This window comes from Stenotrophomonas sp. 01N47 (assembly GCF_056399165.1).
This window is the reverse complement of sequence record NZ_JBFTQU010000011.1, coordinates 57161-81228: the sequence shown is the minus strand read 5'-3', so window position 1 is coordinate 81228 and position 24068 is coordinate 57161. Positions and strand designations below refer to the sequence as shown.

General features: G+C 66.6%; 20 protein-coding genes. 10 read left to right on the top strand and 10 right to left on the bottom strand.

Features of this window, described 5'->3' with window-relative positions; genetic code table 11:
* From AC1DKR_RS18700 to AC1DKR_RS18690, 3 genes are all read right to left on the bottom strand, one after another.
* Positions 1–849, bottom strand: a complete 849-nt coding sequence (locus tag AC1DKR_RS18700) for a MurR/RpiR family transcriptional regulator (protein WP_230112545.1) — start codon at positions 847–849, stop codon at positions 1–3.
* A 280-nt stretch (positions 850–1129) separates the two neighbouring features.
* Complete coding sequence (locus tag AC1DKR_RS18695) at positions 1130–2224, bottom strand: dipeptide epimerase (RefSeq protein WP_230113326.1); 1095 nt, start codon at positions 2222–2224, stop codon at positions 1130–1132.
* Positions 2225–3670, bottom strand: coding sequence for a C40 family peptidase (locus AC1DKR_RS18690; RefSeq protein ID WP_478034404.1), 1446 nt, complete (start codon positions 3668–3670; stop codon positions 2225–2227).
* 132 nt (positions 3671–3802) lie between these two features.
* Between AC1DKR_RS18690 and AC1DKR_RS18685 the strand changes: the two genes are divergently transcribed.
* The 9 genes from AC1DKR_RS18685 (at position 3803) to hglS (ending at position 15079) form a co-directional block, all read left to right on the top strand.
* Positions 3803–5275, top strand: a complete 1473-nt coding sequence (locus AC1DKR_RS18685; RefSeq protein ID WP_478034401.1) for a transglutaminase-like domain-containing protein — start codon at positions 3803–3805, stop codon at positions 5273–5275.
* Between the two features lie 51 nt (positions 5276–5326).
* The gene (locus tag AC1DKR_RS18680) at positions 5327–8326 is read left to right on the top strand and encodes a TonB-dependent receptor (protein WP_478034398.1); all 3000 of its coding nucleotides are present in this window, start codon (positions 5327–5329) and stop codon (positions 8324–8326) included.
* 83 nt (positions 8327–8409) lie between these two features.
* Positions 8410–9966, top strand: coding sequence for a serine hydrolase domain-containing protein (locus AC1DKR_RS18675; RefSeq protein WP_478034396.1), 1557 nt, complete (start codon positions 8410–8412; stop codon positions 9964–9966).
* Positions 9899–10612, top strand: a complete 714-nt coding sequence (locus tag AC1DKR_RS18670; protein ID WP_442244699.1) for a M15 family metallopeptidase — start codon at positions 9899–9901, stop codon at positions 10610–10612. Before AC1DKR_RS18675 ends, AC1DKR_RS18670 begins: the two co-directional genes overlap by 68 nt.
* Before the next feature lie 550 nt (positions 10613–11162).
* A complete protein-coding gene (locus AC1DKR_RS18665; protein ID WP_025878234.1) occupies positions 11163–11534 on the top strand; it encodes a hypothetical protein in 372 nt (123 codons plus the stop codon).
* A 227-nt stretch (positions 11535–11761) separates the two neighbouring features.
* Positions 11762–12181: an EF-hand domain-containing protein gene (locus AC1DKR_RS18660; protein ID WP_025878233.1), complete on the top strand. Its 420-nt coding sequence runs from the start codon at positions 11762–11764 to the stop codon at positions 12179–12181.
* A gap of 97 nt (positions 12182–12278) precedes the next feature.
* Positions 12279–13031: an HAD family hydrolase gene (locus tag AC1DKR_RS18655; RefSeq protein WP_032975604.1), complete on the top strand. Its 753-nt coding sequence runs from the start codon at positions 12279–12281 to the stop codon at positions 13029–13031.
* Between the two features lie 31 nt (positions 13032–13062).
* Positions 13063–13551 carry a hypothetical protein gene (locus AC1DKR_RS18650; RefSeq protein WP_312111953.1) on the top strand — a complete coding sequence of 163 codons (489 nt, stop codon included), beginning with the start codon at positions 13063–13065 and terminating at the stop codon, positions 13549–13551.
* Positions 13552–13714: 163 nt separating this feature from the next.
* Positions 13715–15079 carry a 2-oxoadipate dioxygenase/decarboxylase HglS gene (gene hglS, locus AC1DKR_RS18645; protein WP_478034391.1) on the top strand — a complete coding sequence of 455 codons (1365 nt, stop codon included), beginning with the start codon at positions 13715–13717 and terminating at the stop codon, positions 15077–15079.
* Positions 15080–15260: 181 nt separating this feature from the next.
* Here hglS and AC1DKR_RS18640 read toward each other — a convergent pair whose 3' ends face one another.
* Positions 15261–16775: an acetyl-CoA hydrolase/transferase family protein gene (locus tag AC1DKR_RS18640; protein ID WP_100554564.1), complete on the bottom strand. Its 1515-nt coding sequence runs from the start codon at positions 16773–16775 to the stop codon at positions 15261–15263.
* A 375-nt stretch (positions 16776–17150) separates the two neighbouring features.
* Here AC1DKR_RS18640 and glnE point away from each other — a divergent pair, with 375 nt between their 5' ends.
* Positions 17151–19946: a bifunctional [glutamate--ammonia ligase]-adenylyl-L-tyrosine phosphorylase/[glutamate--ammonia-ligase] adenylyltransferase gene (gene glnE, locus AC1DKR_RS18635; protein ID WP_478034389.1), complete on the top strand. Its 2796-nt coding sequence runs from the start codon at positions 17151–17153 to the stop codon at positions 19944–19946.
* A 162-nt stretch (positions 19947–20108) separates the two neighbouring features.
* Here the strand turns inward: glnE and AC1DKR_RS18630 are convergent, their stop codons facing one another.
* The 6 genes from AC1DKR_RS18630 to AC1DKR_RS18605 form a co-directional block, all read right to left on the bottom strand.
* Positions 20109–20669, bottom strand: coding sequence for a queuosine precursor transporter (locus tag AC1DKR_RS18630; RefSeq protein WP_478034386.1), 561 nt, complete (start codon positions 20667–20669; stop codon positions 20109–20111).
* Between the two features lie 74 nt (positions 20670–20743).
* Positions 20744–21259, bottom strand: a complete 516-nt coding sequence (locus AC1DKR_RS18625) for a hypothetical protein (RefSeq protein WP_089238290.1) — start codon at positions 21257–21259, stop codon at positions 20744–20746.
* 33 nt (positions 21260–21292) lie between these two features.
* Positions 21293–21784, bottom strand: coding sequence for a hypothetical protein (locus tag AC1DKR_RS18620; protein ID WP_478034384.1), 492 nt, complete (start codon positions 21782–21784; stop codon positions 21293–21295).
* 18 nt (positions 21785–21802) lie between these two features.
* Positions 21803–22654: a DUF2145 domain-containing protein gene (locus tag AC1DKR_RS18615; protein ID WP_478034382.1), complete on the bottom strand. Its 852-nt coding sequence runs from the start codon at positions 22652–22654 to the stop codon at positions 21803–21805.
* 57 nt (positions 22655–22711) lie between these two features.
* The gene (locus tag AC1DKR_RS18610) at positions 22712–22930 is read right to left on the bottom strand and encodes a hypothetical protein (RefSeq protein ID WP_100460003.1); all 219 of its coding nucleotides are present in this window, start codon (positions 22928–22930) and stop codon (positions 22712–22714) included.
* Positions 22931–23080: 150 nt separating this feature from the next.
* Positions 23081–24040 (bottom strand): mitochondrial fission ELM1 family protein, encoded by a 960-nt coding sequence (locus AC1DKR_RS18605; RefSeq protein ID WP_478034378.1) that lies wholly within the window; start codon positions 24038–24040, stop codon positions 23081–23083.
* Between the last annotated feature and the right edge of the window lie 28 nt (positions 24041–24068).

Genomic DNA, 24068 nt, shown 5'->3' with positions numbered 1-24068 from the left:
TCAGGAATCCAGCAGGTGATCGATCCGTTCCAGGTTCAGCGCCAGCTGCTGCTGGCGATCCGGATTGGCGTGGCAGAGCAGCACGAACAGGAAATCGAGCAGGGCGTGCATGGCGCTACGGTACAGCAGCTGCGCCACCTGCGGCGCGCGGTCGTACGCGCACACCACCAGCGCAGCATCGGCATGCGCGCGCAGCGGATTGGCGGTGTGGCGGGTGATCGACACCACCTTGCCGCCCATGTCCTGGAACTGGCGCGAGAGCTGCGACAGCTGTGGCAGGTTGCCGAACTCGGAGAACATCAACAGCACATCGCCCTGGCGCGCGGCGGACAGGTTGGCCAGCATCAGGATCGGATCGGTATGGGGCACTACCAGCAGGCCGAGCAGCGACAGCCGCATGGCGAATTCACGGGCGTACAGGCCGTCGTCACCGAGGCCGTGGACGAACAGCTTCGGCGCGCCGTCGAGCAGCTGCACGATGCGTTCGATCTCCTCGCGCGGGTTGGCCTGGCGGGTTTCTTCCTCGGCCTGCGCCTTGCTGCGGCGCAGGGCATCGCCCAGGCGCAGGTAGTCATCGCTGATGTCCGGCGCGGCCGGCGCCTGCTGCGGGTCGGCACCGGCGCGGGCGACGTCTTCGCCGATGGAATACTTCAGGTCCGGGTAGCCCTTGAAGCCGAGCTTCTGGCTGAACTTGACCACGCTGGACTGGCTGATGCCCAGCGCACTGGCCAGCTGCTGCGAGGAGTAATCGCGCAGCAGGTGCGCGTTGTCGAGGATGAAGTCGGCGATGCGGCGTTCGATGGCCGACATCTGCCCGCGCTCGGTGCGGATTTTCAGCAGGGGCGGCATGCGGGGCGTCCGGGCATGTGTAGGCGCGTTGCGGTTGGTCGCGTAGAGCTTGTCATGGGTTGGGTCGGGCGGGTGGGGTTTGCAGGGGACGCCGCAAGTACGTCCGTGTAGGCTTGGCCGCGCCCATGGCGCGGACACCCCTGCAAACCCCACCCGCCCGCCTCCGGACAGATCGCGCGCGTGCCAGCCGCGAAGGAGATACGGGATGGGGCAAAAGCAAGAGCGAAGGCATCCACGCATGGCGTGGATCTACTGGTGGCGGCGATCGTTGTGTCAACAATCAACCGAGCATCTCCAGCCCCCGTACTTCGGTGATACCCAATCCCGGCACATCGCTGATGCTGATTTCCGACTCGTTGAAGCGCACGCCGCCGCTGACCGGATCGAACTGTCCCAGCGATGGGCCATCGAGGTCGACCTTGGTGATCACATCGCTCTTGGCTACCGCCAGATGCACTGCCGCCGCCACGCTGATGCTCGACTCGATCATGCAGCCGATCATGCACGGCACGCCGTAGATGCCGGCGATGTCGGCGATGCGGATCGCGTTGGACAGGCCACCGGTCTTCATCAGCTTGATGTTGATGATGTCGGCGGCGCGCTGCTGGATCAGGTCCATCACCTGGCTGGGGCTGAACACGCTCTCGTCGGCCATTACCGGCGTGTTGACGCGGTCGGTCACGTACTTCAGGCCAGTGATGTCAGCGGCCTTGACCGGCTGCTCCAGCAGCTCCAGCACCACGCCGGCTTCCTCCAGCGTACGCATCGCATGCACGGCCTGCTTGGCGGTCCAGCCCTGGTTGGCGTCCAGGCGCAGCAGTGCACGGCCTTCAACGGCGGCATGGATCGCCTTGACCCGCTCGATGTCTACGCCGATGTCCTTGCCGACCTTGATCTTCAGCGACTCGAAACCGCGTTCGATCGCCGACAGCGAATCGGCCACCATCTTGTCGATGTAGTCCACGCTGATGGTGATGTCGGTGGTGATCACCGGGTCGCCGCCACCCAGCATCTGGTACAGCGGTGCGCCATGCAGCTGCGCCCACAGATCGTAGAGCGCGATTTCCACCGCTGCCTTGGCGCTGGTGTTGCGCTCCATCGCGGTCTGCACCAGCGTGCACAGGCGGTTGAGGTTGACCACCTCCTGGCCGATCAGGCGCGGGGCGATGAAGTGGCGGATCGCTTCGATGATCGAGCCGTGCGTGTCACCGGTGATCACCGCGGTGGCCGGTGCCTCGCCGTAGCCGGTGTGACCGGTGTCGGTGCGGATCAGCACCACCACGTCTTCCACGGTCTCCACGGTGCGCAGCGCGGTCTTGAACGGTGTTTTCAGCGGCACGCGCAGCATGCCCAGTTCGATGGCAGTGATCTTCATTCAGGGATTCTTGGCACGCAGGCGTTGGATGTTGGTGATGCGGTCGATGTAGCGGACGCTGTCGCTGGCCATCATCGGCTCCAGCGGCGTGACCGATACGCCATTGAGGTGGGCCTGCACACGCTTGCCGTCGGCACCGAACCAGCTGCCGCCCGCAGTATCGTGGATCACCCAGGTGCGGCCGTCGACGTGGCCGATGGCCATCATCACGTGGCCGGGGATGTAGACCAGATCGCCCACCTGCAGATCGGTGACGGCGCGGTCGCGCACGGCCTTACTGTCCTTGCTGGTGAACGGCAGGCGGTCCAGCGCGGGGCTGATCGCCTGTGCGCTGGTATTGCGCGGCAGCAGTACGCCGAAGCTGCGATAGATCTCCGACACGAATCCGCTGCAGTCGCGGGTGTCGTAGTCGTGGCCCCAGCCGTAGCGCTCGCCGAGGAACTTGAACGATTGCTGCAGCAGCAGGCGCGGAGTCAGCGGCAGGTAGTCGGCGGCGGTGTCCTGCGAGCGCGGCAGCAGCGCCGGCACCAGGCGCAGGCGGCCATCGGCCTCGCGCACCGGCAGCTGCACTACCCACGAGGCATGTGCCTGTTGCCCGTTCACCGGTTCGGCGGCGGGCCAGTCGGCCAACACCGGCAGGCGCACGCCCATGTCCAGCTGCAGGCGCGATACACGCGGCGCTTCCGGTGTGTAGGCGGTGTGCGCGATGGCACCGGTGACGATGCGGTACGGGCCCTTCGCGCCGTAGCCGAGCACCGTGGCTTTGTCACCACTGGCCACGGCATCGGCTTCGATCCAGGCGCTGTAGCGCTCGCTGTGCACGAACAGCCAGCGGCCATCAGCACTGCGATGGACCACGGCAACCTTGTCGCCGGGGAACAGCGCCGACTCCTGGAAGCGGTCGATATCGGTGTCGCCGACTGTGCTGAAAACACGCTGGCGGGTGGGGAAGGTGCGCAGCGCGGCACGCTTCACCACCAACCCGTACGACGGTCCCACCTGCGAAGGAACCACGTCGAGGCCGAGGTTGGCTTCGATTGCAGCCCGCAGGCCGGGGGCGATGGCCTGGCCCTTCTCGTCATACAGCGAGCGCTTGGGCCAGCTTGATAGTGCGCCGATGCTGTCGCGGACCTGCGCGGCGCTGAGCTGTGCGGGCAGCGTGGCGATGTCCTGGATGTGGTTGTCCTGGGTGCGCATCCGCGCGTTCTGCGCAGTGATCTGCGCGCGGTCCAGGATCGGTGCGTCGGCGTTGTCCAGCCGTGCGGCCCAGTAGTCCGGGGTGAGGTAGGCCTCATGCAGGCCGATCACGTACGGCAGCGGCGCGCCGGGATCGGGTGCAGGCGTGGCCGCCTGGGTGAATGCGGGTGTGGCCAGCAGGCCCAGCGCCAGCGCCAGGGTCAACCTGCGCGGCCAGTGCCGACGCGGTTCGCGGGAAGCCAGGATCATGCGCTGCACACCCTCCTCGAATGCCTGTTGGAATATTTATTCCTTTTGGCGACGAAAGCAAGAATAAATTATTGACCGGTCCGCCGGCCCGTGTTACACAGCCGTTACCACCCGCGCTTGGGAAGTGTCGCTGTGGATCCTGCCGTTCGCAAACCGTCTCTGCCTGCCGCTGCCGGCCTTGGTGCCGCGCTGCTGCTGTGGGCGTGGTCGGCATCGGCTGCGGATCAGCGCAGTGCCGTCGATCGTGAACGGGAAACGCAGTTGATCGATCTGGTCGACAGCGGTCGTTTCAGGGATGTCGATGCGACGTTCGCCGCAGACGGCGTGCCCGCGCCAGCCGACTTCCAGTACGAGCGCATGCGTCGCATCAAACTGGATTTCAGCCTCGACGAAGCCGCAGCCAAAGCCGCCGTTCGCCGCTGGATTCCCGACCTGACCGACGAGGAGTTCGCGCGCTGGGACCAGCAAGGGCTGATCGAGCACTACGATATCGACGGCACGCGCTGGTACTTCAAGCGTGCGCCCTCCAACCTGTTCCTGCTCAGCGACGAGGCGCGTGCGCGTCGTCGAGCCGATGCACCCATGCCACCGCCCGGCCCAAATGAAGTGCTCAATGCGCATCACGCGCGCGTGGTTGCTGCCGCCGAACAGAGCGGCAACGCTTACGTGTTGCCGCAGCGCATCGAATTCACCCAGTCGTTGACGGTCAAGGCCGACACCGTACCGGCCGGCGAAACCGTGCGCGCATGGATTCCGTACCCGCGCGAGATTCCCGGCCAGCAGGAGCGCGTGCAGTGGATTGCCAGTGCGCCGGGCAAGGCGCGCATCGCGCCAGCGAACACCCAGCAGCGCACCGCCTATCTGCAAGCCAAGGCCGTCGCTGGCCAGCCGACGCGCTTTGAAATCCGCTATGCGCTGACGATCTTCGCGCGCCACACGGCAATCGATGCGAAGAAGGTGCAGGCCACGCCGAATGATCCTGCATTGACGCCCGATCTGGCCGAGCAGCTGCCGCACGTGCGCTTCACCCCGGCGTTGAAGCTGTTCTCCGACCAGGTGCTGCAGGGCGAGACACGCCCGTATGAAGTGGTACGCAAGCTGTTTGCGGCGGTTGACCGCATTCCGTGGGCCGGTGCGCGTGAGTACTCGACGATCAGCAATATCAGCGACTACGCGCTACGCGCCGGGCACGCCGATTGCGGGCAGCAGACCCTGCTGCTGATCGCCCTGCTGCGCATGAACGGCATTCCCGCGCGCTGGCAGTCGGGCATGGTGTTTTCCGACGATGGCAGCGGCTACAACAACCTGCACGACTGGGGCCAGGTCTACCTGGCGCCGTATGGCTGGCTGCCGATGGATGTAACCACCGGTGCCCTGGCCAGCGACACGCCCGCGCTGCGTGATTTCTACCTGGGTGGCCTCGATGGCTACCGCATCGCTTTCAACGACGATTTCGGCCAGGCCTTCGTGCCGGCCAAACAGCACTACCGCTCTGAAACGGTCGACTCGCAGCGCGGCGAGGCCGAGTGGGCAGGCGGAAACCTGTACTTCGACCAATGGAGCTACGACTTCCAGTGGCGGGTACTGCCAGCCGGGCAACGCTAGCGCGATACACCACCCTCACCACCATTCAATTCTTGCAGGAGAGAGCAGGGGATGAAGGCTTACAACATCAAGCGGGCGGCCTTGTGCGTCGCCCTCGGTACGTGTCTGGCAACGCTGGCACCCAGCGCATTCGCGCAGGACGGCGCGGTCGTCGGTCGCCTGACCAGCGATGCGGGGCAGGTGCCTGCCGGCGCCACGGTCACGGTCCGCAATCCCGCCACCGGATTCGTGCGTTCGGTACAGGCCGACAGCAAGGGCAGCTATCGCATCCCGTTGCTGCCGGTCGGCACCTATGACATGGAGGTAAGCCTGCCAGGCGGTGCTGCCAGCCGCGTCGGCCAGGTCACGGTCAGCCTGGGCAGCGCAACCACGGTGAACGTGCCGCTGGGAGCGGTCAGCACGCTGGGCACCGTGGAAGTGCGCGCGCCGCAGGTGGTGTCGATGGTGGACGTGAAGTCCACCGAGTCGGCCACCAACATCACCCGCGAGGAACTGTCGCGGCTGCCGGTGGACCGTGACATCACCGCGGTGGCGCTGCTGGCGCCTGGCGCGGTGAAGGGCAAGGGCTCGCTGGGTGGACAGGGCATCTCCTTCGGTGGTTCGTCGGTGGCGGAGAACACCGTCTACATCAACGGCCTGAACGTCACCGATTTCTACAACCGGGTCGGGTTCTCGTCGGTGCCGTTCTCGTTCTACCAGGAGTTCCAGGTGAAGACCGGCGGCTACTCGGTGGAGTTCGGTCGCAGCACTGGCGGCGTCATCAACGCCGTCACCCGCTCGGGCAGCAACGACTTCAAGGCCGGTGCCGAACTGGTGTTCGAGCCGCGTGCCTGGCAGTCGCAGGCGCGCGACCGCTATGACGGCGACGGCAGCCGTTACATCACCGCCAGCCGTGACGACTACTCGCGCAGTGCGCTGAATGTGTTCGCCTCCGGTGCGCTGGTGCAGGACCGGCTGTTCTTCTTCGGCATGTACGAAGCGCGCGACTACACGCCCAATTCGACCAATGATGCCGGTACCGTGTTCAACCGGGGTACCGCCGATGATCCGTTCTGGGGCGGCAAGCTGGATTGGCAGATCACCGACAACCAGATGCTGTCGCTGTTCGGATTCTCCGACAAGAGCGATACCGTCACCGACGTCTATCGCTACGACCATGACACCGGCACTGTCGCAGCCGAGCGCAACAACCAGATCTACAACACGGTGGGCGGCAGGAACTGGTCGGGCACCTACAGCTGGCAGGTCAACAACGATCTGACCATGAAGCTGATGTATGGCGAGAACAAGCGCAACCGCACGCAGAGCTCGTTGATGGACGAGAACTGCAACCGCGTGTTCGACAACCGCACTGCCAGCCAGGGCGTGCCTTCCAACCTGCAGGGTGACCGCAGCTGCACCAGCAGCTCGCAGCTGGAGTCGGCGCTGGATACGCGCAAGGCCGCGCGCGCCGACTTTGAATGGTCCACCGGCAACCATCTGCTGCGCTTTGGCCTGGACCGCGAAGAAAACACCTCCGACTACGAGCGCGCCTATCCCGGTCCCGGTGGCCTGCGCTACGACATCTACTACCGCACGCCGGGCAGTTCACTCAACGGCGGCACCGTGCCCGCCAGCGGCCTGGTCGCGCGTACCCGCCGCTACGAAGTGGCCGGGTCGTTCGAGACCATCAACTCAGCCTACTACCTGGAAGACAACTGGCAGGTCACCCCGAACTTCCTGCTCAACATCGGCGCGCGCGTGGAAGGGTTCGACAACAAGGGCGGCGACGGCGACAGCTACATCAAGATCGACAACATGATCGCGCCGCGCCTGGGCTTCGCCTGGGACGTGCGTGGTGATGGCACCACCAAGGTGTTCGGCAACCTGGGTCGTTACTACCTGCCGGTGGCCAACGTCATCAACATCAAGCAGGCCGGTGGCTTCCTCGATGAGCGCACCTGGTATGAGTTCCTGGGCTACACCGGCGCCGCCAACAACGTGCCGAACCTGGGCGGCCAGATCGGTCCGGTCGACAATTCGCAAGGCGATGGCAGCGTCCCGGACCTGCGCGCCGAAGTGAACCGGGACATGGATCCGGTCTACCAGGATGAGGCGATTCTAGGCTTCCAGCACATGCTGAGTGAATCGTGGTCGGTTGCCGCAAGCGTCACCTACCGGCGCCTGAGCAACGCCATCGATGACATGAACATCACCGCCACCGGCCAGTGTGGTGCGATCGACGGCGTCTGGATCATGGGAAACCCCGGGCGCACGAACACAGTCTGGGGGGACACCAATTGCGATGGCAGCAACGATGGCTGGATCGACATCGACACCTCCAAGGAAGGCTGGGCGCTGTATGACGACGACGGCAATTACGTGGGCCAACGCGGCTGGGTGAAGCCCAAGCGTGACTACAAGGCGCTGGAACTGCAGGTCGATCGCGCGTGGGATGGCAAGTGGGGCTTCAATGCCTCCTATACGCTGGCTTACGGCAGGGGCAATGCCGAAGGCCCGGTCAACTCCGATACCGACTTCGCCGACGCTGGCCGCACCGAGAATTTCGACAACCCATGGGTGAACTACCGCGGTTATGGCTATCTGGCCAATGACCGCCGCCATCAGTTCAAGTTCCGCGGCAGCTACGCGTTGACCGAGAACCTCAGCGTGGCCGCCACCCTGGGCGTGCAGTCGGGCAGTCCGATCACCCGCTTCGGTGCGGGTAATCCCTTCGACGACACCGACTTCCACAGCTATTACGTGTGTGTGTCCAACTGCCAGTCGACGGTGCCCTCCGAACGCGTGTTCGTGCATTCGCGGCGCGGTGGCGATGGCCGTACCCCGTGGACTTACGATCTGGACGTCAGCGTTTCCTACAAGGTGCCGATCCCCACTGACCTGCGCCTGAAGCTGGCGGTGTACAACGTGCTCAACCAGCAGCGCGTGGTCACCGTGGACCAGGACTACGAACCGCAGGACAGCATCGGCACGCCGAACCCGATGTATGGTTATGGCACGGGATTCCAGTCGCCGCGCTATGCGCAGTTGACGGTGACCTGGAATTATTGAGGATGCATCTGCGCGCCGCCCTGCGGGGCGGCGTGGCGTGATGAACGCCGTACCTGCCTGCGCGCTGCCTGACGGAGACTGACTTGCATCGTCTGTTGCTACTGGCTGCAGCACTGGCCAGCCCCACTGCCCATGCAGGGGCGGTGGACACCGCACGCCTGGACGCCGACATCGCCTTCGTGGACCGGCACGAGCACCTGCCGGGACTGGCGATGGCGGTGGTCGAGGATGGCCAGGTGGTCTATCGCCACACCGAAGGGGGGCGCGGTGACGGCGGCCGCATCGACGAAGACACGCTGTTCAAGATCGCCTCCAACAGCAAGGCGATGACCGCTGCGCTGCTGGCCACGCTGGTGGAGCAGGGCAAGCTGCGTTGGGACGACCCGGTACGCCGCCACCTCCCGGCGTTCCGCATGCATGACCCTTGGGTGGGCGAACACCTGCAGGTGCGCGATCTGCTGATTCACAACAGCGGTCTCGGCCTGGGCGCCGGTGACCTGATGCTGTGGCCTGAGCCCAATGCCTTCACCCGCAGCGATGTCATCGCCGGGCTGGCACACCTGAAGCCGGTCACCAGTTTCCGCAGCGGCTACGCCTACGACAACCTGATGTACGTCGTTGCCGGTGAGGTGGCTGCGGCCGCCGGTGGCAAGCCCTATGACCAGCTGATGCGCGAGCGGGTGTTTGGACCGTTGGGGATGACCCGTTGCCAGGTGGGCGCATGGTCGGTGAAGCAGGTCGGCAATGTCGCCCAACCGCATGTGCGTCGCGATGGCCGCAATGTGGTGGCCGGTGCCGATGGAACGCTCAGCCCCGATCTGACGTCGATGGCGGCCGGTGGCATCCGCTGTTCGCTGCGCGACATGACGCGCTGGATGCAGGTGCTGCTGGACCCGGCGCTGGCACCGGCGTGGTTGAGTGCCGAGCAACGCGGCATGCTGTGGACGCTGCACATGCCGATGCCGTTGGGCGAACGCCAACGCAAGTGGGACAACGCCCGCTTCTATGGCTATGGGCTGGGCTGGCGGGTGTCGGACATGGACGGGCACTGGAAAGTCGCGCACACCGGTACGCTGTCGGGCATGTATTCCTCGCTGGCGCTGCTGCCGGATCGCAAGGTCGGTGTGGTGATGCTGTTCAACGGCGAGGCCGAAGAAGCCCGCACCGCGTTGATGCAGTCGACGCTGAAACAGTTCACCGCGCCGGATGACGCGCAACCTGTGGGGTACTACCTGGCCGAGCTGAAGGCCGATCAGGCCGCGCGTGCCGCCACGGGAAGTCGTGCACCCTCTACCCGGGCTGCCCGACCGGCTGCAGCCACTGATCTGGTGCAATGGCAGGGGCGTTACCGCGATCCCTGGCTTGGCCCCGCCTCGCTATGCCCCACCAGCAATGGCCTGCGCTTCAGCGTCGACAAATCGCCCACGCTGCAGGCAACGGTGCAGCAGCTGCAGGGTCGCTGGCTGTTGCAGTGGGATACGCTGGAACCCTCGGCGCAGGCGTGGCTGAATCCCGGCGCAGACACGCCGACGCTGGAACTGCGCGCCATCGATCCGGAGATCGACTTCAGCTATGACTTCCAGGACCTGCATTTCACTCGTACTGGCGATTGCCCTGGCAGCGGCGGCCCACGCCGCTGAGCCGCCGCGCATCTCGCCCGCCACCGACGTCACTGCGGCGGGACTGGTGGAGATCCGCACGTTGTCGCCGCGCATCGAGATGGACATCCGCTACGCCGGTGCCAACAATTTCACTGCTGCGCGCGTGCCCGGCTATGAAGCGCCCGCGTGTTATCTGCTGGCGCCGGTGGCAAAGGCGTTGGCCGCTGTGGAAGCTGACCTGCGCGCGCAGGGTTTTGGCTTGCGTCTCTACGATTGCTATCGCCCGGTGCGCGCGGTGCAGGCGTTCATGGCCTGGGTACGTGATCCGCAGGAACAGTCGCGCAAGGCGATGCAGTATCCGGATCTGGACAAGCCGCAGCTGCTGAGCGACGGCTACATCGCCGAGCGCTCCGGCCACAGCCGTGGTGCCACCGTGGATCTGGGCCTGCTGGATTGCCGCAGCGGGCGCTGTACGCCGATGGACATGGGCACCGACTTCGATTTCTTCGGCCCGCGCGCGCATACGCAGACGCCCGGCCTGACTGACGCGCAGAAGGCCAACCGCCAGCAGTTGGTACAGGCGATGGCACGGCGTGGTTTCGCCAACTATGCGCAGGAGTGGTGGCACTACACGCTGCAGCCCGAGCCGGACCTCGGTACCGCCTACGACGTGCCAGTGCGGTAAGGGGTTGTCGGCAGGGCTGCGCCCTGCACCCGCCGAATCGACGGCAACAGCAACAGCAACAGCAACAGCGGGCATTCCGTGGGATGGCGGGGTGGATCCGGTTGCGGGGGACGCTGCAAGTACGTCCCTGTAAGCTCGGTCGCGCCATCCATGGCGCTCACGCCCCCGCAACCGGACCCACCCCGCCTTCGACAGTTTTCCGCGATCTGTCGGAATGGCAGGGCCTGCTCCTGTTGGGTGTCACCTTGGTCGACACAGTAGATCCACGCCATGCGTGGATGTTCATCGTTCAATTGTCGAAATATTCGATTTCGATGGAGATCCATCCACGCATGGCGTGGATCTACTGAAGCCGCCGGTACTCGTCTGGGGAAGAGCCCCCTGAGTCAGGGGGCGGCCGCGAAGCGGCGGGGGTCTGGAAGCTGGTAAGTGGGGCCCGCGGTTCGCGCAGCGAAGCGTGGGAGCGACAGCGCGTATGCGATGGCGCGTACCAAGGCGCAGCCCTGCCGATACCCCTTACACTGGCCGCCTTCTCCTGCGTCCCCGCCCGATGAACCTTCCCCTGCATTTCGGCCTGCTCGGTACGCTCGAGGCGGGCCTCATCGCCCTGCTGGTCGGCCTGCTGGTGTATTTCCTGTGGCACCACCTGTGCAGGCTGCTGCACTGGACCGTGGGCCATGCCATCGGCTGGTCGTGCGTGATCGCGGTGATCATCTCCGCCGGCATCGACGCCTGGAAGCTGTTCTACATGGGCATCGTGCGGCTGGAGTCGCCGCTGTATGCGCGCCTGTTCCTGTCCACCATCCACGATCCGAACGAACTGGGCAGCCGCGTGGTGCTGGAGATCGCCGGTGCGCTCTCCGGTGTTGCATTGGGATGGGTGTTGTTCAGTTCGCGGTCATCGGAAAAAACCGTCGACTGACGCAGGTTTTTCGTTCGCTGCCGGTTAAATCGTGCAGCGCTGAATGCTCGTCTTACTACCTGCTCACTTCGCACTAACCACCGCGCTAACGCATGCGCCTGCGCCAGTGGTTAACCATGCGTGTTCGAGGGAATCGCGGCGCAAAATCGATTCAGAAACGCGGTGGCAGGGTAGGTGCCGTGCGGAGACAACGACCGCGCACTACCACCCTTCAGGAGACACCCCAGATGACTATTCGCAACCGCAAGCCCCTGATCGCCCTGATCGTCGCCGCCGGCAGCGTGTTGGCCATCCCGGCGATGGCGCAGTCGGCCAAGCAGCAGGCCGCGCATGCACAGAACGAAGCGGCGCAGGCCCAGCAGGCGGCGGCACAGGCAGGCCAAGCGGCTGACCAGGCCACCGACGCGGCCGCAGCAGCCTCGGCGCAGGCCAACGGCGGTGGCCAGACGTGGGCCAGCATCGATACCGATGGCAACGGCACCATCAGCAAGAGCGAGTCGCAGGTGAATGCGGGCCTTGCGCAGGTGTTCGACCAGGCGGATGCCAACAAGGACGGCCAGTTGAGCGCCGACGAGTACAAGGCCTACGTGGCCGCCCAGCAGGCGGGTGCCGGCGCGGGTGGCACGGCCGCGGGCCAGGGTCGCTGATCCACGGTTGAATTCGGGACAACCGGTGCATGGGCAACCCGGGTGGCTTCGGCCACCCGGGTTTTTTTCGTCATCGCCGCGCCTGTATCCTAGGGCGATGAACACCTCCACGCCTGCGCCCTCGCGCGCCATCGGCCTGGTCGGTTTTGACGGTGACGACACGCTGTGGAAGAGCGAGGACTACTACCGCAAGGCCGAGCAGGATTACCTGGACCTGCTGTCGCGCTACATCGACGTCCACGACACCCAGACCGCCCGCCACCTGCTGGAAGTGCAGCAGCGCCACCTCGGCGTGTTCGGCTACGGGGTGAAAAGCATGACGCTGTCGATGATCGAAGCGGCCATCGAGATCACCTCGCAGCGGATCGAAGCCAAGGACATCCAGCGCATCCTCGACATCGGCCATGACACCCTGCGCCACCCGGTCGAACTGATCGACGGCGTACGCGAGTCGGTGGCCGCCATCGCCGCGCAGTACCCGGTGGTGCTGATCACCAAGGGCGACCTGTTCCACCAGGAAGCCAAGATCAAGGTCGCGGCGCTGGCGGACCTGTTCCCGCGCATCGAGATCGTGTCCGAGAAGGACCCGGAAACCTATGCCCGCGTGCTGGCCGAATTCGACCTGCCGATGCAGCAGTTCGTGATGGTCGGCAATTCGCTGCGCTCGGACATCGAACCGGTGATCACCCTCGGCGGCTGGGGTATCCACACCCCATACGCGGTGACCTGGGCGCACGAGACCCAGCACGGTGTGGCCGACGACGAACCACGCATGGTCAACGCCGATACCGCCTGGGACTGGCCGGCGGCGCTGGCGACGATCGAGGCCAAGGCCGCTGCCGCGGCCTGACACGGCGCGGCGGCTGCGGCAGAATCGAAGGATGAAACTGCCACTGCGCGCCCTGCTGTTGTCCCTGCTGCTGGCGCCGGCCATCGTGCTGGCGCAGCAGACCGCCGAACGTTCGGCGACCTATGAGGTGGATACCGGCGATGCCTGGGTCGACACCCAGCTGGCCGACATCAACCACTACGCCGAGCGTTACCCCGATGCCTTCCTCGACGAGGTATCGCGCTACGCCGGTGTGCCGCGTGGCTACATCGCCGCGCTGGCCACCACCCACCAGTGGCAGGCCGGCGACATCTATTTCGCCTGTTTCTGGGCCAAGGCCAGTGGCCAGACCTGCCGCGACAGCGTGCGTGCCTTCAGCCAGGATCCCGAGGGCGGCTGGGCCGAGGTGGTGAAGCGGATGCCGGCCAAGCCGCAGAACCTGCACTACCGCGCCGTACGCCACGCCATCGTGGCCAGCTACGAGCACTGGGATCGGCCGATCACCCTCGATGCCACGCTGAAGCGCCAGCTCAAACGGTAGTGCCGGCCGCTGGCCGGCAACTGCATGCCCCCGACGCAGAGGTTGCCGGCCAGCGGCCGGCACTACCCATCGCAGGTCATGTTGCTCTGCGTATCGCCGCCGCCGCGCGCTCCGGCGACAATACGGGTCCGAGCTGTTCCCCGTTCCCGTAATCGAGTGACTGATGAGCGCCTCTTTCGTTTCGCCTGATGTGATCCGCCGCCTGTTCGCCCAGGCCATGTCCCGCATGTACCGCACCGAAGTGCCGTTGTACGGCACGCTGGTGGAACTGGTGGAGCGGATCAACACGCAGGTCCTGGCGCAGGACCCGGCGCTGGCTGCGCAGCTGCTGCGCAACGACGAGCGTGCCCGCCTGGATGAAGAACGCCACGGCGCGATCCGCGTCGGTACCCCGCAGGAACTGGCAACCCTGCGCCGCCTGTTCGCGGTGATGGGCATGTACCCGGTGGGCTACTACGATCTGTCGGTGGCCGGCGTGCCGGTACATTCCACCGCCTTCCGCCCGCTGACCGCCGCCGCGCTGGCACTGAACCCGTTCCGCGTGTTCACCTCGCTGCTGCGCCTTGAGCTGATCGAAGACGAGGCGCTGCGTGCACAGTCCGCCGAAATCCTCGCCCGTCGCCGCATCTTCACCGACGACGCGCTGGCGCTGATCGAGCAGGCCGAGCGTGAGGGTGGCCTGACCCAGGCCGATGCCGAGCGCTTCGTCGAACAGGCGTTGGAGACCTTCCGCTGGCATGGCGACGCCACCGTGGATCTGCCGACCTACCACGCCCTGCACAAGGCGCACCGGCTGGTGGCCGACGTGGTCAGCTTCCGTGGCCCGCACATCAACCACCTGACTCCGCGCACGCTGGACATCGACGCTGCACAGGCGGCGATGATCGAGCACGGCATGGCCGCCAAGGCGGTGATCGAGGGCCCGCCGCGTCGCACCTGCCCGATCCTGCTGCGGCAGACCAGCTTCAAGGCCTTGGAAGAGGTCGTGCACTTCCCGGACAACGAGGGCGGCGACGCCGGCACCCATACCGCGCGCTTCGGCGAGATCGAACAGCGCGGCCTGGCACTGACCGCGAAGGGCCGCGCGCTGTACGACCAGCTGCTGACGCAGGCGCGCGATGCCGGCGGCGCGGGCAGCACCGGTGGTGACTACGGGCAGCGCCTGCGGGCGGTGTTTGCCAGCTTCCCGGATGACCATGACACCCTGCGCCAGGAAGGCCTGGGCTACTACCGCTACCAGCTGACCGACGCGGGCCGCGCGGCGCCGGAACGCGTGGCCGATCTGCCGGCCGAAGTGCTGGTGGCTGCCGGCCTGGCCACGGCCGATCCGATCGTCTACGAGGACTTCCTGCCGGTCAGCGCCGCAGGCATCTTCCAGTCGAACCTGGGCGGTGGCGAGCAGCGTGCGTACGTCGCACATGCCAATCGCGAAGCCTTCGAACAGGCGCTGGGCGCGGCGGTGAACGATGAGTTCGAGATCTACGAGCGCATCCAGGCCGAATCGCTGGCGAGCCTGCGCACCGCCTGAAGGTGTGCCGGCCGCCACAGGGAGCCGGCGAGCGATGTCCGATTGCTGGTAGTGCCGGCCGCTGGCCGGCAGCTTTTGGGCCAGGCGAGCATCCGGCGTGCAGACGTTGCTGAGGGGAGCCGGCCAGCGGCACTACCGGATGTGGGCAAGAAAGGCCGGGCATCCGCCTGGCCTTTTCGCGTCAGGCCTTCATCGTGCCCGTATCCAGCCATCGCTGGTGCCACGACAGCGCCTCCGGCAGCAGGTGCGGGGTGTGCTTGCCGTAACTCTCGCGGCTGGCGCGGTCGAAGTAGTCCTGCAGCTGCGCGCGGAAATCCGGGTGCGCGCAGTTGTCGATCAGCACCTGCGCGCGCTTGCGCGGGGTCAGGCCACGCAGATCGGCCAGGCCCTGTTCGGTCACGATCACTGACACGTCGTGCTCGGTGTGGTCGACGTGGCTGGCCATCGGCACGATCGCCGAAATGGTGCCGTTCTTCGCCGTCGACGGGCTCAGGAACGCGGACAGGAAACCATTGCGCGCGAAGTCGCCCGAACCGCCGATGCCGTTCATGATCCGCGTGCCCATCACGTGCGTCGAATTGACGTTGCCGTAGAGGTCCACTTCGATCATGCCGTTCATGCCGATGCAGCCCAGGCGGCGCACCAGTTCCGGATGGTTGGAGATTTCCTGCGTGCGCATGATGATGCGCTCGCGGTAGAAATCGATGTTCTCCTTGAACGTCTCGTTGGCCTGCGGGCTCAGTGCGAAGCCGGTGCACGAGGCATAGCTCAGCACGCCGTCGCGCAGCAGGTCGAGCATGCCGTCCTGGATCACTTCGGTGAACGCGGCCAGGTCGCGGAAACCGCTCTTGGCCAGGCCGGCCAGCACCGCGTTGGGGATGTTGCCCACGCCCGACTGCAGCGGCAGCAGGTTGGCCGGCAGGCGGCCGCGCTTCACTTCGTGCTGCAGGAACTCGATCAGGTGCGCGGCGATCTGCTCGCTGGTCGCATCGATCGGGCTGAACGGGCTGTTGCGGTCCGGGCCGTTGGTGCGCACCACCGCCACGATCTTGTCCGGGTCGCAGCGCAGCGCGGTCTCGCCGATGCGGTCGTTCGCATTGACCAGCGGAATCGGCTTGCGATGCGGCGGCAGCGCGGTGCCGTAGTAGATGTCATGCATGCCATCGACGCCGGCCGGCTGCCACTCGTTGACCTCGATGATCACCTTCTTGGCCAGGTCCAGCCAGGTCTTGTTGTTGCCCAGCGAGGTGGACGGCACCAGCGAACCATCTTCGCGGATGGCCGAGACTTCGATCACGGCGGTATCGATCTCGCCGTAGAAGCCGAACCAGACGTGCTGGGCGACGTGGCTGAGGTGGATGTCGATGTAGTCCAGCTTGCCCTCGTTGATGCGGTTGCGCGCATCCGGGTCGCTCTGGAACGGCATGCGCATGGCGATGCCATCAGCCTTGGCCAGCGCGCCATCGAGTTCCGGCGCAGTGGAGGCACCGGTCATCAGGCTGATCTGGAAGGGCAGGCCCTGGGCATGCACCGATTCGATGCGGCGGGCCAGTTCCACGGGAACGGCCTTGGGGTAACCGGAGCCGGTAAAGCCGCTCATGGCCACGGTTTCACCGGGCTGGATCAGCGCGGCTGCGGCCTCGGCGGAGACCACGCGGTCACGAAGACGCGCGTTGGCGATGCGATCAACAGTCATGACGACAGCGTTTCTGGGGGGAATCCCGATTATCGGCCATCCCCTGCCGTACGGGGGGTTCTACCTTCGTGGAATGGTGTTTCCGGCAACGCCTCTCCCATACCCGCCGGTTTTGTTTTGCAGTGCAGCGTGCAAAGTACTTTCGTACACCGCACGATGGCCCTGCATCCCGACGTGGGGGAGGGAGCAGAGCCCGCTGGCAGTTCGCTGCAAGCGGGCTTTTTTATTGCCTGTCGCCCAGTATGAATACGTGGTCTGCACCATTGGTAGTGCCGGCCGCTGGCCGGCAACCCCAGCAACCTTCGGCAAGATCGCAGCAACGGATCAGAGCCCCTCGCCGTTGGCAAAGGGATCCGACCCCGCGAGAATCAGGGTATGACCCTAGCCCCCGCTGAATTGCCCGCCACCCTGCAGCCCCTCGTCGACCGCGCACTGGCGCGCCTGGCCCAGGCAGTGCCCGATCCCATCCCGGCCGAGCTGCAGCCGATGCTGGTGCAACTGGCGGTCAGCAGCGACTTCGCCATGGACACCCTGGTGCGCCAGCCCGGCCTGTTGGCGCAACTGGCCGCGCCCGGTTGTCCGCCCCTGCCGGCGCCGGTGCTCGACCCGCTGCAGCCCGGTGACTGGCCGGCGCAGCTGCGGCGCTGGCGCACGGCGATGTCGACCCGCTTGATCTGGCGCGACCTGGCCGGGCTGGACGACGTGCCACAGACCCTCGCCGGTGCCACCGCGCTGGCCGAGGACTGCCTGCGCTTGGCGCTGGACGCCCTGCAGCAGGAGTTCGCCCAGCGCCATGGGGTGATTGCCGATGACCACGGCCAACCGCAGCAACTGGTGGTGTTCGGCCTGGGCAAGCTGGGTGGTGGCGAGCTCAACTTCAGTTCCGATGTCGATCTGGTCTACGCCTACGTGCAGGGCGGTGAATCCGACGGCCCGCGCGCGCTGGCGGCCGAAGAGTACTTCGCCCGGCTCGGCCAGCGCTTGGCCAAGCTGCTGGATGAAACCACCGTCGATGGCTTCAGCCATCGCGTCGACCTGCGCCTGCGCCCGTTCGGCAGCGCCGGCCGTGTGGCGCTGTCATTCGCGGCCATGGATCAATACTTCCAGCGCGAAGGCCGCGACTGGGAGCGCTATGCCTGGTTGAAAGCACGCGCGGTGGCTGGCGATATCGCGGCCGGCGAGGCGTGGCTGCAGACCCTGCGTCCGTTCGTGTACCGCCGCTACCTGGACTTCACCGCGCTTGATGGTCTGCGCGAAATGAAAGCGGCGATCACCGCCGAAGTCGCCCGCCGCGAGATGCACGACGACATCAAGCGTGGCGCCGGCGGTATCCGCGAAATCGAATTCCTGTGCCAGGCGCTGCAGCTCATTCGCGGTGGCCGCGAGCCGGCGCTGCGTGAGCGACGGCTGCTGGTCGCGCTGGATGCGTTGGTCGCTGCCGGGCAGATCGCCAGCGATGATGGCGCCGCGTTGCGCGAGGCCTACCTGTTCCTGCGCCGGCTGGAAAACCGCCTGCAGATGCTGCGCGATGCACAGACCCATGTGCTGCCGTCCGATGTGCTGGATCGCGAACGCATTGCCGTCGGCCTCGGCCATGCCAATTGGGATGCGCTGCGCGCCGCATTGACCGTGCAGCAGCAGCGCGTCAGCACCGAGTTCGGTGCATTGCTGGCCCCGCGCAAGGGCCAGGCCGCGCCGGATGCGCTGTCCAACTACTGGCGCAGTCTGCCCGAGGGCAGCAACGCAGCGCTGCTGGCCGAGGCCGGTTTCGTCGATGCCAATGGCGCCGATCAGTCACTGCGTGATTTCGCCCAGGGCACCGGCGTGAAGTCGCTGTCCGATGCAGCGCGTGCGCGCCTGGACCGCGTGCTGCCAGCACTGCTGCACGCCGCCACCCGGTCACCGCAGCCCGACGCCGCACTCAAGCGCGTGCTCGGCCTGCTGCAGGCAGTGCTGCGCCGTACCAGTTACCTGGCGCTGCTGGACGAACAACCCAGCGCGCTCGCGCGCCTGGTCGACGTGCTGGCGCGCAGCGCATTGCTGGCCGAACGCCTGGCCGCGTATCCGCTGCTGCTGGACGAACTGCTGGACGTACGCGTGTCCGGGCCGATGCCCGATGCAGCCGGCATGCTGGCCGAATGCCAGCAGGTGCTGACGGTTGAAGATCCCGAATCGGCGCTGCGCTGGCTCAACGAAACGCGCCTCGCCCTCAGTTTCCGCATGGCGATGGCCACGCTGGACGGGCGCCAGGGCGCGGTCGACAGCACTCGGCAACTGGCCGAACTGGCGCAGGCGGTGGTGGTTACCGTGCTGGCGATGGCCGAGGCCGATATGCACGCCGCGCACGGCCTGATTGCCGGTGGTCGCTTCGCGATCATCGGGTACGGCAGCCTGGGCGGCCTGGAGCTGGGCTTCGGCTCGGATCTGGACCTGGTGTTCCTGCACGACCATCCCGTCGGGGTGGAGGCCAGCGATGGCGCGCGCCCGCTGGAGCCGGGGCGTTGGTATGCGCGCCTGGCCCAGAAGGTGATGGCGCTGCTGGCTGCGGTCACCGCCGCCGGCCGCCTGTACGACATCGACGTGCGCCTGCGCCCGGATGGTGGCAAGGGCTCGCTGGTGTCTTCGCTGGCCAGCTACACCGAGTACCAGCGCGAACGCGCATGGACCTGGGAACACCAGGCGCTGGTGCGCGCACGCGGCGTGGCCGGCGATGCCAGCCTGCTGCAGGATTTCGAACAGGTACGTGCGCAGACCCTGGGCCGCGAACGTGATCGCGCAACGCTGTATGCCGATGTGCTGAAGATGCGCGGGCGCATGCGCACCGAACTGGACCGCAGCGATGCCGCACGGCTTGACCTGAAGCAGGGCGCAGGCGGCGTGGTCGACCTGGAGTTCCTGCTGCAGACCGGCGTGCTGGCGCGCAGTGCGCAGACACCTGCGTTGCTGCAGCCGCGTGCCACACCGGCATTGATCGACGCGTTGGCAGCGGCGGAGTTCCTGCCCGAAGCCACCGCCCAAGCGCTGCATGGCGCGCATGCGACGCTGCTGGAAGTAGGGCTGGCCTGCACGCTGGATCGCAGGCCACGGTTGGCGCCGACGACGCCGGCCATCGAAGACGCGTGTGCAGCGATCAGCGCCGCGTGCATCGCTGCGGAGCTGCCGTTCGCCTGAGCGCCTGCAATGGCTGTAGCAGCTTTGGCTAGGTGCCGACCGTTGGTCGGCACAATCTCTCAGCTGCGATGAGCCCTGAAGAAGCGTGCCGACCAACGGTCGGCACCCACCGGGTTCTGGGAGTGTGCCAACCAAGGTCGGCACCTACCAGGGCAACGGCGCTCAGCCCGCCGTGCGCAGCGGCGCCATCTTCCACAACAACGCGCGGAACGGGGCCAGCAGGCATACGCCGATCGCCAGCTTTACCGCCAGGTCGCCCGCGGCCCAGCTCACCCAAGGCAGGGTGGAACCAGCGAAGGCGATCGACCAGAAGATGGTGGTGTCCACCGTCGCGCTGCAGGTGGTGGCCACCATCGGCGCCCGCCACCAGCTGCCACGGCGCAGGCGGTCGAACACGGTGATGTCCAGCAGCTGGGCAACGATGAAGGCCGAGCACGAGGCGATCGCAATGCGCGGTGTGGCCACCCACACCGACAGCAGCACCGCCACCGCAAAACCGATCCACGCCACGCGACGGGCCGGGCCCGGGCCGAAGCGGCGGTTGATCAGGTTGCTGACCAGAAACGCGACCGGGTAGCTGAAAGCACCCCAGGTCAGCCAGTCATTGATCGGGTACTGCACCAGCACGTTGGACAGCAGCACCACCGCGCCCATGGCCAGTACCGCCAGCACCAGGGCGCGGGCGGTCAACGGGGCAAAAACAGGCGCAGAACGCACGGACATGGCGAGCCAGGGGAAAAAGGGGATCGCCCATTATCCGCCCGGCCCACCGCAAAGCCAAAAACGGCCGTTCAGCTTTACAGCTGTTCGCTCAGCGCGTCGCCGGCGGCATAGGCCGTGGGCACATAGGCCAGGGCCTTGCCGTCGCTGTTCTTCACCGTCCAGCCGGCACCGGCATCGGTCGGGTCGAAGCGCACCTGCTGGCCGACCACGAAGCCGGCCACGGGGTCTTCGCCCTCAATCGCCGGCCACTGCAGGGTAGCGGTCTGGTCGGCCTTGTCCGGTACCTGCAGATGCACCTGGCGCTCGCCGGCGGCGGTGGTCGCCACCTGCTTCACTTCCATCGGCGGCAGCGGCACCGCCGGGGTGCGCTCGGCGACTTTGCCATTGCGCTCGCTGGCCTTGAACGGCGCCTTGGACAGCGCGGCCAGGCCCATCGAAGTGGCCAGCGGAACCGACACCACGATCAGCGAAGTGACCAGCACGCTGGCCTGGCCACTGTTGAGGTGCGGGGCGGCGCCGGCGTGCACGGTCGGCACCGTCAGGGCAGACAACAGCAGGGCGGCGGCGGGGGCGCGCAGGGAACGAAGCATGATGACCTCCTGGTCGGGAAGAGAAGCAGCGGCTCAGCGCTGCGTATCGAAAAGATCGCGTGGGCCGGTGGCCTCGGGCAGGTATTCCAGCGGCCGGCCCTGGTTGTCGCTCACCTGCCAGCCGTTGCCCGATCCGGTGGGTTGGAAGTTCACGGTCTGGCCCACGTTGAACTGCACGGCCGGGTCGCCGGGGCGCTTGGGCCATTGCATGGAGGCGGTGTTCTGCGGGTTGCTGGCGTCCTGCAGCAGCACCTCGCGGCGACCATCGACGGTGGTGGAGATGGCGCTGACCTGCATCTGCGGCAGCTTCACCGCGCCCTGGCCCGCTGGCACGCCGGTATCTTCGGCTTCTTTGGCCGCCGCCGCTTGCGCAGCTGCCACCATCGGTGCGGACATCTCCAGGCTCGGCCCTTCGGGCACGCTGTTCTGGATGATTACGATGCGGCGCTCGGCATGTGCGGGCGTCGCGGACAACAGGCTGCCGCACAGAAGTACGGCCAACGCGGAAAACTGCAGGTTGCGCATCATCTTCTCCTTGCCGGGTCAGGGCGCAGCGGCGGCGGTGCTGTCGACCGTCGCATGCGCAATGGTCAGTTCCTGCTGCAGCTGACTGCGCTGATGCAGGAAGTCGAATACCGATTCCACCGTCACCACCGAGTAGTTGCCGGAAATGCGTTCGCTGGCGGGGTGGTCGGTGGTGGTGGCGTTGGCCACGAACAAGCGCGCACCCACGCGCTTGCCCAGGCCGATATGCAGCACGCTGGGCTGGAACTTCTGCGCGCGCAGCCATTGCTGTGCCTGTTCGCGCTTGACGATCACCGGGCCACCTTCAGCCTGTGCCATCGCCGCGGCCAGCACTTCCAGGATCCACTGGTTGGAATTCTGGAAGTCGGTGGCGAACGGATAGGCCACGACGTTGTACTTCGATTCGTGCAGCGCCTTGGGCTGGATCGCCGGTGCTGCCAGCATCCGCTTCAGTGCCAGCTGCAACGCCGGCGGCGGCACGCCGATGCGCAGATCGGTATGGGTGCCGCTCTCTCCGACGAAATTGCCCAGGCCCTCACGGTACAGCTGCGAACTGTCGGTCTTGCAGCGGTTGAGCAGGTGCATCGCACGCCAGCGGCCGTCGTCCTCGCGCAGCAGGAAGGCCAGGTGGCTGTGGCGTAGGCCGTAGCGGCTCAGGTCCTGGCCGCCACGCGCGGCGATCACCACGTCCACGTCGGGCAGCGCATCCAGGCGCTCAGCCGTGGTCCACGCCACATCGAACATCGCCGCCTGCGCGGCTACGCTGGGGTAGCGCTCGCGGCAGGTGCCGCTGTCGGCCCATGCCGGCGCGGTGGCCAGCAGGCCCATCGACAGCAGCAAGGCGCAGCGCAGGCGATGCAGACGTTCCATGTATACCGCTCCAGACGCGGGCAGGCCCGCGCGCCGATCATACCCGCATCGCTGGAATCAGCGCTCCACGCCCTTGCGCCGCAGTTCCTTGTCGCAGGTATCGCTGATTGGCGCGATTGGCAACGGCGGGCGCTCGTTGCGCGGATTGCGCAGCGCCGGCTGCTCGCGGTACGCATCCAGCTGCTGCTGGCAGGCGTGCGACAGCGGGTCCAGTTCGGTAGGGGTGGTGGAGCAGGCGGCCAGCAGGGCCAGCGGAAGCAGAAGCAGGGTACGCATGGGGACGTCCAGTCCGAGGGGGAGGCTGGACTCTAACCGCGCAGCGGGATCGAAATGTTCAAAAAGTGCTGGAGAGGGTCGTACCGGCCGCTGGCCGGCAACCCGATGATCTTCGGCCACGTGCACCTGGTTGCCGGCCAGCGGCCGGCACTACCGTGATGCCAGGCGCGCTTTGACCTCGGCGGCAATCCGCGCGGTCTCGCGCAGCGGTTCGATGCGGTCGTACTGCCAGTCCAGCCAGCGTGTCTGCAAGCGCCCGCGCTCGCGCAGCTGCTGCTGGAAGCGCGCCAGCCGTCCCTGCGCCGTATCGGCCAGGGCCACCATCACCGGCATGCGCGTGGCGCTTGCCTCGGACAGCAGGTTCACCGAATCGGGCGACACCACCACCCGGTTGGCCCAGCCGAGCAGGCCGGCATACGGGTTCACGCCATCGCCGCCATCGCCCCAGATCACATGCGGCAGATCAGCGAACTTCGCCCGCAGGATCTCGGCCAGGGCCGGCGGCGTGCGTCGCGAGGTAGTCGCCAGCAGACTGCCACCCTCGCTGCGGATCTGTTCGGCCAGCGCCTGGAACACATGCACCATCGCGGTTTCGTCCCACGGCGCCAGCGGCGTCGGGCCGCCCACCAGCAGCGCGGTGCGCGGGCCGGGCAGGGTGCTGAAGCTGGCGAACGCAGCGCGGCCCCAGGCCAGCCAGTCATCGTCCACCGGGTTCAGGCTGCCGATCAGGGTCAGCACGTTGCTGCCGCGCAGGGCGTCATGTTCGGGCACCACCACCACATCCCAGTGACGCGAGCCGATGCGCGGGTCGAGGATCTGCACTACCTGGCTGCCGCGCGCGCGCAGCACGCGAAGCGCACCGGCGGCCTGGCGGCCACAGCCGATCGCCAGCGCGGGCGCCTCTGCAGCGAGTGACGCGAACGCCTCGCCGTAGCCTTTCACATCACCGGGCAAGCGCCGCGGTGCCAGCCAGCGCCAGGGCGCCCGGGGCTGCAGGATCAGGGGGCGGTGGGTGCCTTGGCGCAGCGCCGAGGCCAGCGCGACCGCCTGCCGGACATTGCCGGCACGGCCGTCGGTGACCGTCCAAGGCGCGCTCGATCGTTTCACCATTGGCATTAATTCGTTTCAGCCCTGCTGG

What these genes read in the sequence shown, in the direction of transcription:
- AC1DKR_RS18640 (WP_100554564.1), bottom strand. Translation starts at nt 16,775, where the DNA reads ATGACTGTTGATCGCATCGCCAACGCGCGTCTTCGTGACCGCGTGGTC.
- AC1DKR_RS18605 (WP_478034378.1), bottom strand. Translation starts at nt 24,040, where the DNA reads ATGGTGAAACGATCGAGCGCGCCTTGGACGGTCACCGACGGCCGTGCC.
- AC1DKR_RS18660 (WP_025878233.1), top strand. Translation starts at nt 11,762, where the DNA reads ATGACTATTCGCAACCGCAAGCCCCTGATCGCCCTGATCGTCGCCGCC.
- AC1DKR_RS18665 (WP_025878234.1), top strand. Translation starts at nt 11,163, where the DNA reads ATGAACCTTCCCCTGCATTTCGGCCTGCTCGGTACGCTCGAGGCGGGC.
- AC1DKR_RS18680 (WP_478034398.1), top strand. Translation starts at nt 5,327, where the DNA reads ATGAAGGCTTACAACATCAAGCGGGCGGCCTTGTGCGTCGCCCTCGGT.
- AC1DKR_RS18700 (WP_230112545.1), bottom strand. Translation starts at nt 849, where the DNA reads ATGCCGCCCCTGCTGAAAATCCGCACCGAGCGCGGGCAGATGTCGGCC.
- AC1DKR_RS18690 (WP_478034404.1), bottom strand. Translation starts at nt 3,670, where the DNA reads ATGATCCTGGCTTCCCGCGAACCGCGTCGGCACTGGCCGCGCAGGTTG.
- glnE (WP_478034389.1), top strand. Translation starts at nt 17,151, where the DNA reads ATGACCCTAGCCCCCGCTGAATTGCCCGCCACCCTGCAGCCCCTCGTC.
- AC1DKR_RS18650 (WP_312111953.1), top strand. Translation starts at nt 13,063, where the DNA reads ATGAAACTGCCACTGCGCGCCCTGCTGTTGTCCCTGCTGCTGGCGCCG.
- hglS (WP_478034391.1), top strand. Translation starts at nt 13,715, where the DNA reads ATGAGCGCCTCTTTCGTTTCGCCTGATGTGATCCGCCGCCTGTTCGCC.
- AC1DKR_RS18610 (WP_100460003.1), bottom strand. Translation starts at nt 22,930, where the DNA reads ATGCGTACCCTGCTTCTGCTTCCGCTGGCCCTGCTGGCCGCCTGCTCC.
- AC1DKR_RS18695 (WP_230113326.1), bottom strand. Translation starts at nt 2,224, where the DNA reads ATGAAGATCACTGCCATCGAACTGGGCATGCTGCGCGTGCCGCTGAAA.
- AC1DKR_RS18655 (WP_032975604.1), top strand. Translation starts at nt 12,279, where the DNA reads ATGAACACCTCCACGCCTGCGCCCTCGCGCGCCATCGGCCTGGTCGGT.
- AC1DKR_RS18670 (WP_442244699.1), top strand. Translation starts at nt 9,899, where the DNA reads ATGACTTCCAGGACCTGCATTTCACTCGTACTGGCGATTGCCCTGGCA.
- AC1DKR_RS18620 (WP_478034384.1), bottom strand. Translation starts at nt 21,784, where the DNA reads ATGCGCAACCTGCAGTTTTCCGCGTTGGCCGTACTTCTGTGCGGCAGC.
- AC1DKR_RS18630 (WP_478034386.1), bottom strand. Translation starts at nt 20,669, where the DNA reads ATGTCCGTGCGTTCTGCGCCTGTTTTTGCCCCGTTGACCGCCCGCGCC.
- AC1DKR_RS18615 (WP_478034382.1), bottom strand. Translation starts at nt 22,654, where the DNA reads ATGGAACGTCTGCATCGCCTGCGCTGCGCCTTGCTGCTGTCGATGGGC.
- AC1DKR_RS18625 (WP_089238290.1), bottom strand. Translation starts at nt 21,259, where the DNA reads ATGCTTCGTTCCCTGCGCGCCCCCGCCGCCGCCCTGCTGTTGTCTGCC.